Annotated in this window: 14 protein-coding genes; 1 reads left to right on the top strand and 13 read right to left on the bottom strand. The window is 57.8% G+C overall.

What is annotated here, in order from left to right:
• Window positions 1-54: 54 nt before the first annotated feature.
• The 13 genes from deoD to ABLU73_RS11560 all read right to left on the bottom strand — a co-directional run bounded on the left by deoD (window position 55) and on the right by ABLU73_RS11560 (window position 12,537).
• Complete coding sequence (gene deoD / locus ABLU73_RS11620) at window positions 55-774, bottom strand: purine-nucleoside phosphorylase (protein WP_004886539.1); 720 nt, start codon at window positions 772-774, stop codon at window positions 55-57.
• Window positions 775-877: 103 nt separating this feature from the next.
• A complete protein-coding gene (gene deoB / locus ABLU73_RS11615) occupies window positions 878-2,101 on the bottom strand; it encodes a phosphopentomutase (protein WP_004886536.1) in 1,224 nt (407 codons plus the stop codon).
• 52 nt (window positions 2,102-2,153) lie between these two features.
• Window positions 2,154-3,476 carry a thymidine phosphorylase gene (gene deoA / locus ABLU73_RS11610; RefSeq protein WP_032455525.1) on the bottom strand — a complete coding sequence of 441 codons (1,323 nt, stop codon included), beginning with the start codon at window positions 3,474-3,476 and terminating at the stop codon, window positions 2,154-2,156.
• A 109-nt stretch (window positions 3,477-3,585) separates the two neighbouring features.
• Window positions 3,586-4,365, bottom strand: coding sequence for a deoxyribose-phosphate aldolase (gene deoC / locus ABLU73_RS11605; RefSeq protein WP_017901231.1), 780 nt, complete (start codon window positions 4,363-4,365; stop codon window positions 3,586-3,588).
• 415 nt (window positions 4,366-4,780) lie between these two features.
• A complete protein-coding gene (locus ABLU73_RS11600; protein ID WP_017901232.1) occupies window positions 4,781-6,058 on the bottom strand; it encodes a NupC/NupG family nucleoside CNT transporter in 1,278 nt (425 codons plus the stop codon).
• A gap of 129 nt (window positions 6,059-6,187) precedes the next feature.
• Entirely contained in the window at window positions 6,188-6,982 is a 795-nt protein-coding gene (locus ABLU73_RS11595; RefSeq protein WP_231829138.1) for a metal-dependent hydrolase, read from the bottom strand.
• The gene (locus tag ABLU73_RS11590) at window positions 6,979-8,052 is read right to left on the bottom strand and encodes a patatin family protein (protein ID WP_004886521.1); all 1,074 of its coding nucleotides are present in this window, start codon (window positions 8,050-8,052) and stop codon (window positions 6,979-6,981) included. Before ABLU73_RS11590 ends, ABLU73_RS11595 begins: the two co-directional genes overlap by 4 nt.
• A gap of 153 nt (window positions 8,053-8,205) precedes the next feature.
• Window positions 8,206-8,367 (bottom strand): DUF1328 family protein, encoded by a 162-nt coding sequence (locus tag ABLU73_RS11585; RefSeq protein WP_002887716.1) that lies wholly within the window; start codon window positions 8,365-8,367, stop codon window positions 8,206-8,208.
• Between the two features lie 129 nt (window positions 8,368-8,496).
• A complete protein-coding gene (osmY, locus tag ABLU73_RS11580) occupies window positions 8,497-9,117 on the bottom strand; it encodes a molecular chaperone OsmY (protein WP_017901234.1) in 621 nt (206 codons plus the stop codon).
• A 219-nt stretch (window positions 9,118-9,336) separates the two neighbouring features.
• On the bottom strand, window positions 9,337-10,926 hold the full coding sequence (gene prfC / locus ABLU73_RS11575; RefSeq protein WP_004886513.1) for a peptide chain release factor 3: 1,590 nt from the start codon (window positions 10,924-10,926) through the stop codon (window positions 9,337-9,339).
• A gap of 90 nt (window positions 10,927-11,016) precedes the next feature.
• Window positions 11,017-11,694, bottom strand: a complete 678-nt coding sequence (yjjG, locus tag ABLU73_RS11570) for a pyrimidine 5'-nucleotidase (RefSeq protein WP_004886511.1) — start codon at window positions 11,692-11,694, stop codon at window positions 11,017-11,019.
• A gap of 14 nt (window positions 11,695-11,708) precedes the next feature.
• Window positions 11,709-12,155, bottom strand: coding sequence for a ribosomal protein S18-alanine N-acetyltransferase (rimI, locus tag ABLU73_RS11565; RefSeq protein ID WP_004886508.1), 447 nt, complete (start codon window positions 12,153-12,155; stop codon window positions 11,709-11,711).
• Window positions 12,124-12,537 (bottom strand): DNA polymerase III subunit psi, encoded by a 414-nt coding sequence (locus tag ABLU73_RS11560; RefSeq protein ID WP_004886506.1) that lies wholly within the window; start codon window positions 12,535-12,537, stop codon window positions 12,124-12,126. Before ABLU73_RS11560 ends, rimI begins: the two co-directional genes overlap by 32 nt.
• Before the next feature lie 102 nt (window positions 12,538-12,639).
• Here ABLU73_RS11560 and rsmC point away from each other — a divergent pair, with 102 nt between their 5' ends.
• Window positions 12,640-13,668: a 16S rRNA (guanine(1207)-N(2))-methyltransferase RsmC gene (gene rsmC, locus ABLU73_RS11555; protein WP_348850222.1), complete on the top strand. Its 1,029-nt coding sequence runs from the start codon at window positions 12,640-12,642 to the stop codon at window positions 13,666-13,668.
• Window positions 13,669-13,893: the final 225 nt, after the last annotated feature.

The following is a 13,893-nucleotide window of genomic DNA, read 5'->3' as shown; positions in this document are numbered from 1 at the left end:
CCTACAGATTTGACTCAAGCCCGGTAAACAAAGCGCCACCGGGCTATACCACGCTTACTCCTGGTCGCCCAGCAGTACCGATTCCAGCGCGATTTTAATCATGTCGTTGAACGTGGTCTGACGCTCCGCGGCAGTGGTCTGCTCGTGGGTACGAATATGGTCAGACACGGTGCAGATGGTCAGCGCTTTCGCCCCGAACTCCGCCGCCACGCCGTAGATACCCGCCGCTTCCATTTCCACGCCCAGGATGCCGTATTTTTCCATCACGTCGAACATGGACGGGTCCGGGGTATAGAACAGGTCTGCGGAGAAGATGTTGCCGACGCGCGCGTCAACGCCCAACGCTTTCGCCGCGTCTACCGCGTTACGCACCATGCCGAAATCGGCAATCGCCGCGAAGTCATGGTCTTTAAAACGCAGACGGTTCACTTTGGAGTCGGTGCAAGCGCCCATGCCGATCACCACGTCGCGCAGTTTGACGTCTTCGCGCACTGCGCCGCAGGAGCCAACGCGGATGATTTTCTTAACGCCGAAATCGGTGATCAGCTCTTTGGTGTAGATAGAGCAGGACGGGATACCCATCCCGTGGCCCATTACGGAGATTTTGCGGCCTTTATAGGTGCCGGTGAAGCCCAGCATGCCGCGCACGTTATTCACTTCACGCACGTCTTCGAGGAAGGTTTCGGCAATGTGCTTGGCGCGCAGCGGGTCGCCCGGCATCAAAACTACGTCAGCGAAATCGCCCATTTCTGCGTTAATGTGAGGAGTTGCCATCTTCAGTTCCTTTTATATTGTTGTTTTTGCCGGGTGGCGGCTACGCCTTACCCGGCCTACAAAATAGTAGGCCCGGATCGCTGTGCGCCACCGGGCAATGACCTCAGAACATGGCTTTGCCATATTCCATGTCAGACGTACCAAAGTATTTCGCGATAGTCTGGCCGATGTCCGCGAAGGTTTCACGGTGACCGAGCGAACCTGGTTTCACTTTCGGGCCGTACACCAGCACCGGAATATGCTCGCGGGTGTGGTCGGTACCGGTCCAGGTCGGGTCGCAGCCGTGGTCGGCGGTGAGGATCAGAATGTCGTCTTCCCCTACCAGCTCCATCAGCTCCGGCAGACGACGGTCGAACAGTTCCAGACCCGCCGCGTAGCCGGCGACATCGCGACGGTGGCCCCAGGAGGAGTCAAAGTCGACGAAGTTGGTGAAGACGATAGTCTCGTCGCCAGCTTCCTTCATCTCTTTAATGGTTGCGTCGAACAGCGCGTCCAGCCCGGTGGCTTTCACTTTTTTGGTGATGCCGCAGTTGGCGTAGATATCCGCTATCTTACCGACAGACACCACGTGGCCGTTCTTCTCGTCAACCAGCTTCTGCAGCACGGTCGGCGCCGGCGGTTCGACCGCCAGATCGTGACGGTTGCCAGTACGCTGGAAGTTGCCGGCTTTATCGCCGATAAACGGACGGGCGATGACGCGGCCAATGTTGTAGCCGCCTTCGGTCAGCTCTTCACGGGCGATTTCGCACAGCTCATACAGTTTGTCGAGGCCAAAGGTCTCTTCATGACAGGCGATCTGGAATACGGAGTCAGCGGAGGTATAGAAAATCGGTTTCCCGGTTTTCATATGCTCTTCGCCGAGCTGATCGAGAATCACCGTCCCGGAAGAGTGGCAATTGCCGAGGTAGCCCGGCAGGTTGGCGCGTTTCACCAGCTTATCCAGCAGCTCCTGCGGGAAGCTGTTTTCGTGATCGCTGAAGTAGCCCCAGTCAAACAGTACCGGCACGCCAGCGATTTCCCAGTGGCCGGACGGCGTATCTTTACCAGAAGAGAGTTCATGCGCCCAGGCATAGGCGCCAATCACTTCGGCATTGCCATCCATTCCGGCGGCAATTTTACCGGTGGAGCCTTCATGCGCTTTCACCAGCCCCAGACGGGTCAGGTTCGGTAAATTCAGCGGGCCTTTGCGGCCGTGGTCAGCTTCGCCTTTGGCGCAGGCTTCCGCAATGTGGCCCAGCGTATCGGCGCCGACGTCGCCAAAGCGGTCTGCGTCTTCCGTTGCGCCAATCCCAAAGGAGTCCAGCACCATGATAAATGCACGTTTCATCTTGTTCTCCATACATCTTGCGCTGCAAAAAAGCGATCAGATCAGTATATCGCTATTCAGTGATACGGCGATAGACTGTCGGTGTAATTTCCGGAGCTTTATCGTCCAGTTTAATGGCCGCTTTGACCGCTTTCGCGGCCTCCTGCCAGCTGTTCTCGTCTTTGGCATGGATCATCGCCAGCGGACGCTGTCCGTCCACGCGGTCACCCAGACGCGCCATCTCGGTAAAGCCAACGCTATAGTCAATGGTGTCTGATGCCTGACGGCGGCCGCCGCCCATAGAAACCACTGCCATGCCCAGCGCGCGAGTGTCCATCGCGCTGATAAAACCTTCGGTATCAGCATAGACTGCTTTGCTCAGCATCGCCGTCGGCAGATAATGATCATAATTCTCGACAAAGTCGCTCGGTCCTTTCTGCGCCGCGACCATGCGACCAAAGACTTCCGCTGCTTTACCGTTATCCAGCACCGCCTGCAGCTTCGCGCGCGCATCGGTATCGTCCGCCGCCAGCTTGCCGGAAATCAGCATCTCCACACACAGCGCCATCGTCACGTCGAACAGGCGTGGGTTGCGGTATTCGCCGGTCAGGAACTGAACCGCTTCGCGAACTTCAACGGCGTTCCCGGCGCTGGAGGCCAGCACCTGGTTCATATCGGTCAGCAGCGCGGTGGTGCGCACGCCGGCGCCGTTGGCGACCCCGACGATCGCTTCCGCCAGCGCGGCGGAAAGCTCATAAGTCGGCATAAACGCGCCGCTGCCGACTTTAACGTCCATCACCAGCGCATCCAGCCCTTCCGCCAGCTTTTTGGCAAGGATCGAGGCGGTGATCAGCGGGATGGAATCCACCGTCGCGGTAATATCGCGGGTGGCATAGAAACGTTTGTCCGCCGGAGCGAGGGAGCTGGTCTGCCCGATAATCGCCACGCCGACATCTTTAATAATCTCGCGGAAGCGGTTGTCGTCCGGGAAGATATCGAAGCCCGGGATGGCTTCCAGTTTATCCAGGGTACCGCCGGTATGGCCGAGGCCGCGGCCGGAAATCATCGGCACATAGCCGCCGCAGGCGGCCACCATCGGCCCCAGCATCAGCGAAGTGACATCCCCGACGCCGCCGGTGGAGTGTTTATCGACGATGGGGCCGTTAAGGTTGAGGCTTTTCCAGTCCAGAACGGTACCGGAATCCCGCATCGCCATGGTCAGCGAAACGCGCTCCGGCATAGACATATCATGGAAGAAGATGGTCATCGCCAGCGCGGCGATCTGCCCTTCTGAGATAGTATTGTCGCGGATGCCGTTGATGAAAAAGCGGATCTCTTCATCGCTTAATGCCTGACCATCACGTTTTTTACGAATAATTTCTTGTGCGAGAAACACGGTAACCCCCATGAGGAATCGGGTGAATGGTGGCGGGTGGCGCTACGCTTACCCGCCCTACGATCCTGTAGGCCGGATAAGTGAAGCCTCATCCGGCAATGTCTGACAATCAGTAGCTGCTGGTGCTCTTGCCGTCGCCGTGACCCAAGGCTTTCAACAGGCTGGCCAGCAGGCTGGAGGCGCCAAAGCGGTAGTGACGAGCATCGGCCCAGTCGGCGCCAAACAGCTCATCGGCGATCGCCAGGAACTGCTGCGCATCTTCCGCGCTGCGCACGCCGCCCGCCGGTTTGAAGCCAACGGTTTTCTCAACGCCCATATCACGAATGACTTCCATCATGATGCGCGCGCTTTCTGGCGTGGCATTCACCGGCACTTTACCGGTCGAGGTTTTGATGAAATCGGCCCCGGCTTTGATAGAGATTTCAGACGCTTTACGGATCAGCGCTTCTTCTTTCAGCTCACCGGTTTCGATGATCACTTTCAGCAGCACGTTGGCCGCCGCGCAGGCCTCTTTACAGGCTTTCACCAGCTCGAAGCCGACCTGTTCGTTACCGGCAATCAGCGCGCGGTACGGGAAAACCACGTCCACTTCATCAGCACCGTAAGCGATCGCCGCGCGGGTTTCCGCCAGAGCAATGTCGATATCGTCATTACCGTGCGGGAAGTTGGTGACCGTGGCGATGCGGATATCCGGCGTTCCCTGCTCGTTCAGCGTCTTACGGGCAATCGGGATGAAGCGCGGATAGATACAGACCGCCGCGGTGTTACCCACCGGGGTTTTCGCCTGATGACACAGGGCAATCACCTTCTCATTGGTGTCGTCGTCGTTCAGGGTGGTCAGGTCCATCAGTTTTAACGCGCGCAGGCTGCTTGCTTTTAAATCAGTCATTTCATACTCCGCCGGCGCAGTGCCGGTTCAATAGTTTGTTCACCTTGCGAGTCTGTTACTATTGTAACATTCACTCGCTGTTACACTTCGACATTCATCACAGTTAATGAAAACTACTTACTAATTTGCATTACTGTAATGTGATTTTAATCACGAAACATCGGTGCATACCGCGACAATTATCATCACGCCCCTCTTAAGCATAATCAAAACTCTGCAACCAATGGGGATGTGACAATTCTAACACATAATAACAGCGCCACTCGACAACGTGGCGCACATTTTGTCCGCACTGCCGGTAATAAAATGATTATCATTTGAAATGTAAATGGTTTTTCTGAAAACCAGAAATGATGGAATTTTCACAAACTCAATAAAACCAGCGACGCGACGGCCGCTGGTTCAGGTAACAGGTTTAGAGGGCGAGGAAAACCCCGGCGATGGTGGCGCTCATCAGGTTAGACAGCGTCCCCGCCGCCACCGCACGCAGCCCAAGCTGGGCGATATCCTGACGCCGGTTGGGTGCCATCCCCCCGAGGCCGCCAATCAGGATGGCGATCGATGACAGATTGGCGAATCCGCATAGCGCGAAAGAGATAATGGCTTTGGTGTGATCTGAAATGACCTGCAGCCCGGCCGCCGCCACCTCAGCGTCCGCCTTCAGATACTCGCCAAAGTTCATATAGGCCACGAACTCGTTAATGATCAGCTTCTGGCCGATAAACGACCCCGCTACCGTCGCTTCGTGCCACGGCACGCCGATCACCCACGCCAGCGGTGAGAAGACCCAGCCGAGGATCATCTGCAGCGACAGCTCCGGATGGTTAAACCAGCCGCCGACGCCGGACAGAATGCCGTTCAGCAGAGCGATCAGCGCAATAAACGCCAGCAGCATTGCGCCGACGTTGAGCGCCAGCTGCATACCAGACGCGGCGCCGGAGGCGGCGGCGTCCAGCACGTTGGCCGGTTTATCCGCATCCGCGCTCTGGCGGTCATGAGCTGGGTTATCGTCCGGTTTCTCCGTTTCCGGTACGATAATTTTGGCAAACAGCAGTCCACCCGGCGCCGCCATAAACGACGCGGCAATCAGGTACTCCAGCGGAACGCCCATCTGCGCATAGCCCGCCAGCACGGAACCCGCCACCGAGGCCAGGCCGCCGCACATGACCGCAAACAGCTCCGAGCGGGTCATGGTGGCGATATAAGGACGCACCACCAGCGGCGCTTCGGTCTGACCAACGAAGATGTTCGCCGTGGCCGACAGCGACTCGGTACGCGAGGTCTTCAGAACCGCCCGCAGCGCGCCGCCGAGAATGCGAATGACCAGCTGCATAATGCCCAGGTAGTAAAGCACGGCAATCAGCGACGAGAAGAAAACGATCACCGGCAACACGCGCAGGGCAAAGACGAAGCCGCCGCCGCCAAACACCTCGAACATTTTATCGGAAACCAGCCCGCCGAAGATGAAACTAATCCCTTCATTGCCGTAGGCAATAACGCTGGCGACGCCGTTCGACATCGCTAACAGCGCCGAGCGCCCGGCCGGTACATACAATATTAACGCGCCGATACCCACCTGGATTATCCAGGCGCCAAGCACGGTACGCAGGTTAATGGCTTTTCGATTATTGGAGAGCAGCACAGCAATGGCCAACAGCGCCACCATGCCGATAAGTCCCATGAGGATTTGCATACAGATTCCCTGTGTTTTGATAGTCCAGCACTAACGGCGTGATTATATCGGCCTGAAACTATCCTGCCCGCCTGGCTTCACACATTTTAAGCAAATCAATGATATGGATGGACAATTATGAGAATTCGATCACCATACAGTGGCTGAGGGTAAGGAAAACAAGGCGAGTGTGTTGCGCATTATCCCTTCGGCTATGGCTGCCGGCGGCTCAGGGCGCAGTTCGCACAGGGCCTCAAATACCCGCGCAGCTTGCTCCGGGCGATTGGGCAGTCCCTGAAAGCCATTGAGCGGCATATCCGGGGCATCGGTCTCCAGCAGCAGGGCTGAAAGCGGCAGACGCGCCATCACCTCGCGGGTTTTGCTGGCGCGGGGATAGGTAATGGTGCCGCCAACGCCGATCTTATAGCCAAGCTGCACAAAGCGCTCGGCCTGCTGCAGACTGCCGGCGAAACCATGTACCACCCCGGTACGCGGCAGGGCATGTTTTTTCAGCAGCATCGCCAGCTTATCGTGGGTGCGTCGGGAGTGGAGAATCACCGGCAGATCGTAACGCTTCGCCAGACGCAGCTGCGCTTCCAGCAGCGCCTGCTGACGATCGAACTGCGGCTCGTCGCGATAGAGATCGAGACCAATCTCCCCCACCGCCACCAGTTTTGGCAGGCGCTGCGCCAGCGAAGCCTCCAGTTGCGCCAGCCCCTCATCGGTATGCTGCTCAATGACAATCGGATGCAGGCCCAGCGCGGCATACAGCGCCTCGTGCTGCGCCGCCAGCGCCAGCACGCGGCTAAAACGCTCAGCGGAGATGGCCGGAACGATAATTCGCCCGACGCCGGCCTGCGCCGCACGCGCCAGGCTGGCGACCTCATCTTCCGCGAAGGGAGGAAAATCGAAGTGGCAGTGGGTATCGATAAAACGGTGCGTCACGCCAGATCCTCATGATTAAAGCTTGCGTCATTGGCCTGCGGCGCAGCGATGATGGTCGCCTGCGGCGCTTCATTGGCCACCGGCACCGGCGGCACCACCACCGGCGAGGGCCGGGCAACACGCGGCGCGTGGCGCAACAGCGGCGGCCGGTCGGCCAGCAGTTTACCCACAGTGGCCAGGAAATAACGGCCGCACTGGCGTCCGGTTTTGTAGTCCTCCAGCAGCGCCGGCAGTCGGCTGCCAAGCGCCATGCTGCGCAGCGGCCGCTGGGGATAGATTTCGAAGATCCGCAGCTTACCGGGCGGTTTCTCGATGAACTGCTGGATGGCGCGATAGGTGGTTTCGTGGTGATGCACCAGATTGACCAGCGGCTGCAGGCTGCTCTCCCCCAGCCAGCGCTCCATCCGCTTAAACCACTCCGGGGTATAAAACATCTGCGAGGGGACGGTGCGGATCACCACGATGGTCTGAGCGCCGCGGCGGGCCGCCTCCTGAACCGGGATCGCATCGCTGACGCCGCCGTCAAGGTAGCTGACGCCGTCAAGCAATACGCCGCTGCGATAAAATCCAGGGATGGCGCTGGAGGCGCGGATCAGATCCAGCCAGGTTTGCGGCGTTGGTGAAAAATAGCTGGCGGAGTAATCGTCGCCGCGACAGGCGCACATCCACAGCTCTTTTCCCTGCGCGAACTGCGTTTCAGCATAGTTCATGGCCAGCGGCATCTGCTGCGAGGTGGCCTCGACCAGCCAGTCGAGATCGATAAGGTTGCCGCCGCGCACAAAGCGCATCGGATCGAAAAACTGGCGTGAGGTGGTGTAGCGGGTGATGACTTTGCGGGCATAGCCTTGCTGATTACACATGTAGGCGGAGAGGTTTTGCGCCCCCGCGGAAGTCCCCAGCATCAGGTCAAAGGGGTTAAATCCGGCGCGCATGAATTCGTCCAGAACCCCGGCGGTGAAAATCCCTCGCTGTCCCCCGCCTTCACACACCAGCGCCAGCTTGCCTGGTCGGAAGGGTTTAACCGCCAGCGGGGCGATATTGCCCAGCGTGACGGGAATGCGTTGCCCCACCCTGCTTTCCTGTTCGATTGGTCTTCTCCTGACAAGGTAACGCAATTTGCCCGCCGCTTAAACCGCGAAAGCCAGTCCGCAGGACTGGCTTTGTGTAAGACGACGTGTCAGTAAAAATGCTCAGGCTTCAGCATCGCCCGCATCGCGGGCCACCTAAGGACGTCTGCGTCCAGTAAACAGGCTCACCAGGAACAGGATAATCCCGACGACAAAGACGATTTTCGCGGCGCCAGCGGCAGTACCCGCCAGACCACCGAAGCCCAGGGCCGCAGCAATTAATGCAATGACCAGAAAAATAATTCCCCATCGAAACATACTTTTCTCCTTACCATAATGGACGGTGAACAGCGGTTTGCGCACCCTTTCTGTCTAGCTCATCGCTCAGTGGATGCTGCTATTCGTTCGGCAACCTTGGCCAGACAACACTTTTGTTAATAACTCGATTTACTTCACGCTAAGATCGTTGCGGACGCTTTTCACACCGGAGACCGCTTTCGCAATCTCTGCGGCGCGCTCAGCCTGCGCAGCGGAAGCCACCGTACCGGTCAGATGCACGGCGCCGGCGTTAGTTTCTACTTTCACATTGCGCGAAGGGACAATGTCATCCGCCAGCAGCTTGGCTTTCACTTCGCTGGTAATAGCGGTATCCCCGGCATAGCCTTTCAGCGTCGCCGTCTCGCTCGACGATTTGTGCTGCACCGTCAGTTTGTCGTTAACCTGAGAGACGCCTTCGACCGCTTTTGCCACGCTCAGCGCCTGACTTTTCTGTTCAGCACTGGTGACGTCGCCGCTGAGGGTGACCACTTTGTTTTCCGTTTTCACCGAAATATCGCCGGAGTTAATATCCTTATGGTCGATCAGCGCCGCCTTTACCCGCGCGGTAATGGTGCTGTCGTCCATAAAATCGCCGACTTTATTAATCGAATTGTCTACCGCCTCTCCCGCATTGCTGGCAGCTGACTTCGCACTGTCTACCGTTGTTTTTTCCGTCTCTGCCGAGGCGTTCAACGCGGCTAAGCCTAAGAAGAGCGCCAGCAACATATTGGCATTCTTTAGTCTGGTCATCGTGATGTCCTCGTTTTTTCACCAGCGCTGGCGTCTTATCGCAGTGAATTACGCCAGCATTTTTAAAAACACGAATTAAATATAGTAGACAGGCGAAGGGGTTGCGGAGGATATGGATAAAAAACAGACGAATTAGCGGCGTTTTAAGAACTTTCCAGAAGGAAGGAAGCGCGGGCAGAAGAAGAAAAAAGCGCGGCCTGCGCCGCGCTTCGTCAGGGATTAGTGCTCGCGCGTTTTGCGGAACACCACGTCAGGATAACGCTCCTGCGTCAGGTTCAGGTTGACCATCGTCGGAGCGATGTAAGTCAGGTTATCGCCGCCATCCAGTGCCAGCTGAACTTCATTTTTGCGCTTGAACTCTTCGAATTTCTTCACGTCAGTGGATTCAACCCAGCGCGCGGTGGCCACGTTGACCGATTCGTAAATCGCTTCCACGTTGTATTCGCTTTTCAGGCGCGCCACGACGACGTCAAACTGCAGCACCCCCACGGCGCCGACGATCAGATCGTTATTGGCGATCGGACGGAAGACCTGCACCGCGCCCTCTTCAGAGAGCTGAACCAGCCCTTTCAGCAGCTGTTTCTGCTTCAGCGGATCCTTCAGGCGAATACGACGGAACAGTTCCGGTGCGAAGTTCGGAATACCGGTGAACTTCATCATCTCGCCCTGGGTGAAGGTATCGCCAATCTGAATGGTGCCGTGGTTATGCAGGCCGATAATATCCCCAGGATAGGCTTCCTCGACGTGTGAACGGTCGCCGGCCATAAAGGTCAGCGCGTCGGAGATCACCACGTCTTTACCGATGCGCACCTGACGCAGCTTCATGCCTTTCTCATATTTACCGGACACCACGCGCATGAAAGCCACGCGGTCGCGGTGTTTCGGGTCCATATTGGCCTGAATTTTAAACACGAAGCCAGTGAACTTCTCTTCCGTGGCGTTGACTTCACGGGTGTCGGTGTTACGCGGCATCGGCGCCGGCGCCCACTCCACCAGGCCATCCAGCATATGGTCAACGCCGAAGTTACCTAATGCGGTCCCGAAGAACACTGGGGTGATTTCCCCGGCCAGGAACAGATCTTTATCGAACTCGTTCGACGCGCCCTGCACCAGCTCCAGCTCGTCACGCAGCTGCTGCGCGAGATCTTCCCCCACCGCCGCGTCAAGATCCGGGTTGTTGAGCCCCTTCACGATGCGCACTTCCTGGATGGTATGGCCTTTACCGGTCTGATACAGGTAGGTTTCATCTTTGTAGAGATGATAGACGCCCTTGAACAACTTACCGCAGCCGATAGGCCAGGTAATCGGCGCGCAGCCAATTTTCAGCTCGTTCTCGACTTCATCCAGCAGCTCCATCGGATCGCGGATATCACGGTCGAGTTTGTTCATAAAAGTGAGGATCGGCGTATCGCGCAGACGGGTGACTTCCATCAGCTTACGGGTCCGATCTTCGACGCCTTTTGCCGCGTCAATCACCATCAGGCAGCAGTCCACCGCCGTCAGGGTACGGTAGGTATCTTCGGAGAAGTCTTCGTGCCCCGGGGTATCCAGCAGGTTCACCAGACAGTCATGATACGGGAACTGCATTACCGAGGTGGTGATCGAGATACCACGCTGCTTTTCCATCTCCATCCAGTCGGATTTCGCGTGCTGGCTGGAGCCACGGCCTTTTACGGTACCGGCGGTCTGAATCGCCTGTCCGAACAGCAGCACCTTTTCGGTGATGGTGGTCTTACCGGCATCCGGGTGAGAGATAATGGCAAAAGTGCGGCGTTTGGCCACCTCTTGCAGATAAGGAGACAACGTCATAATTAATCTTCTAAGTAAACGCGGCCATGGGCCACGCATGTGGAATACGAAAAATTGCGGCTATTTTACCCATCAACGGGGGGGAGGCAATCAGTGTTTACACAGGAGCTGCTCCAGTTCGCTTAACGAGGTCACCGTCCAGTCCGGCTCGAGGTCCGCCGGCAGCTCGCGCTGATGCGCATTGAGCCAGCAGGTCGCCAGTCCGGCGTTCACGCCGCCGCGAATATCCGACTCGGCGGTATCGCCGACCATCAGCACCCGCGAGCGCGGTGGGTTACCCGCCTTCGCCAGCGCGTAATCGAAAATGCGCGCGTCCGGTTTAGCGACGCCCACTTCTTCAGAAATAATTAGCAAATCAAAGTGATCGCGTAAACCGGTCCGCTCCAGACGAGTCTGCTGCAGCGAGGTAAAGCCGTTGGTGATGATGCCCATTTTGACCTTGCCCTGCAGCGCGTTGAGCAGAGAGACCGCACCCGGCAGCGGCGCACAGATTTCCGCCATCGCATTCATAAACGCGTCGTTGAGCTCCCCCGGCGGCACATTCAAACGTTGCGCCCAGTTGTCAAAACGCTGGTGCTGCAGCTGCAGCGAGGTGATGGCGCCGTTTTGGTAATCCACCCATAGCGGCTTATTCACGGCCTGATAGTCCTGAAAATCTTCGGCGGTAAAGGTCACGCTGTAGTCGAGAAACATCCGCTGTAAGCCGCTGAAAGAATCAAACGTAAACAGCGTTTCATCGGCATCAAAGAAAATCCAGTCCCATTTCATCGTATCACCTTGTCTTACATACTGATTGGCAGAGCCATAACAATGGCGTCTTCGCGCCCGTCGGCCGTCGGGTAGTAGTTGCGGCGAATCGTCGCTTCATTGAAGCCTAAGCTTTCATACAGCGCGAGGGCGGCAACGTTGGAGGCGCGCACCTCCAGCCATAGCGTGACGACGCCGAGCTTTTCGACTTCATCAATGACATGTTCCAGCAGCGCTCGCCCCAGGCCACGGCGCTGGTAAGCGGGATCGACAGCGATATTGAACAGCGTCGCCTCATCCAGCACCACTTGCGTAATGGCGAAAGCCGCCATTTCGCCATCCACCGACAGCTGATAGTTGCGATAGCGTTCCCCCTGGTTACTGGCCAGGGTCTGTTCGCTCCACGGGAAAGCGTGGGCGCGGGTTTCGATTTGCCAGGCTCGGGTTAAATCAGCCGTGCTGAGGGTAGAAATCGTGTTCATGTGCGCAGATTTGTTGCCAGAGCGCCCTGCGAGCCGGCGCGCTGGTCTGGAGTTCATCAAAAGCGGGGGTGGACACCTGGGCGCCCGCCAGCGGCAGCGACGCCTCTGTGCCCAACCGCCAGCTGTTACAGCGGCTGTCCTGCGGCAGCATCGCCACCCGCTCCGGGGTCAGCTGCAGGACCTGATCTGGCGTTACGGCCAGCGCGCGCAATACGTCGCCAATCAGCGGCTCTGTCAGCGACGGCGGGGTTTCCGCCACCATCACCAAACGAATATGTTCAGGAAGCGAGATAGCGATTTCGCCCTGTAACGCCCCCGGTCGGCGCAGCGACCACTGGGTAATGCCCAGCTGCTGTAGTTGCCAGTCTCGTCGGGATGTCATAGCGAAACACTCCTGTTAAACAAGCGCGCAATATAGCAAATCCGTCGTATCTGCGCCAACAAACTACTATAATCGGCGCCAGTCTTAATGAAGGAGTGTTTCATGTCCGCTTTTACCCCGGCAAGTGAAGTCTTGCTGCGCCACAGTGATGATTTCGAGTCCGCCCGCGTTCTGTTTGCCGGTGACCTGCAGGATGACCTGCCTGCGCGTCTGGATACCGCGGCCAGCCGCGCCCACACCCAGCAGTTCCACCACTGGCAGGTCCTCAGCCGCCAGATGGGTGACACCGTCCGTTTTAGCTTAGTGGCTGAGGCGGCTGACGTCGCCGAGTGCGACACCCTGATCTACTACTGGCCAAAGAACAAACCAGAGGCGCAGTTCCAGCTGATGAACCTGCTCTCTCTGCTGCCGGTGGGAAGCGACATTTTCGTCATCGGTGAAAACCGCAGCGGCGTCCGCAGCGCGGAGCAGATGCTGACTGAATACGCGCCATTAAACAAAGTGGATAGCGCTCGCCGCTGTGGCCTCTATCATGGCCGTCTGGAAAAGCAGCCCGCCTTCGACGCCGAAGCTTTCTGGGGCGAATACACACTGGATAATCTGACGATTAAAACCCTACCGGGCGTCTTCAGCCGCGACGGTCTGGACGTCGGCAGCCAGCTGCTGCTCTCCACCCTCGAGCCGCATACCAAAGGGAAAGTGCTGGACGTCGGCTGCGGCGCGGGTGTGCTGGCCGCCGCGCTGGCCAGCCATTCGCCGAAAGTGCGCCTCACCCTGTGCGACGTCAGCGCCCCGGCGGTTGAAGCCAGCCGCGCGACGCTTGCCGCCAACGGCCTGGCTGGCGATGTGTTTGCCAGCAACGTCTTCTCCGAGGTCAATGGTCGCTTCGACATGATCATCTCCAACCCGCCATTCCATGACGGCCTGCAGACCAGCCTCGAAGCCGCCCAGGCGCTGATCCGCGGCGCGGTTCGCCATCTCAACAGCGGCGGCGAGCTGCGCATTGTCGCCAACGCCTTCCTGCCGTATCCGCAGGTGCTGGATGAGACGTTCGGCTTCCATGAGGTGATCGCCCAGACCGGACGTTTTAAGGTCTATCGCACCATCATGACCCGTCAGGCGAAAAAATAATCGTCTTTTCACGCCGGCGGCCCGCTCCTGGTGCCGCTGGCGCTTCCAGCGGGCAAATCCGCCCATTTTTGCAGCAATCGATACAACCTGCATAATTAACTATTGACGTGTCGCCGAAAACCACTAGAATGCGCCTCCGTGGTAACGATACTTTCATAGTGTCGATGGTATGCGAAGGTGGCGGAATTGGTAGACGCGCTAGCTTCAGGTGTTAGTGTCCTTACG

Source organism: Klebsiella sp. GG_Kp175, assembly GCF_040062325.1.
GTDB lineage: Bacteria > Pseudomonadota > Gammaproteobacteria > Enterobacterales > Enterobacteriaceae > Klebsiella > Klebsiella quasipneumoniae.
The sequence above is the reverse complement of the archived record's forward strand: the minus strand, read 5'-3'. Positions and strand labels throughout refer to the sequence as shown.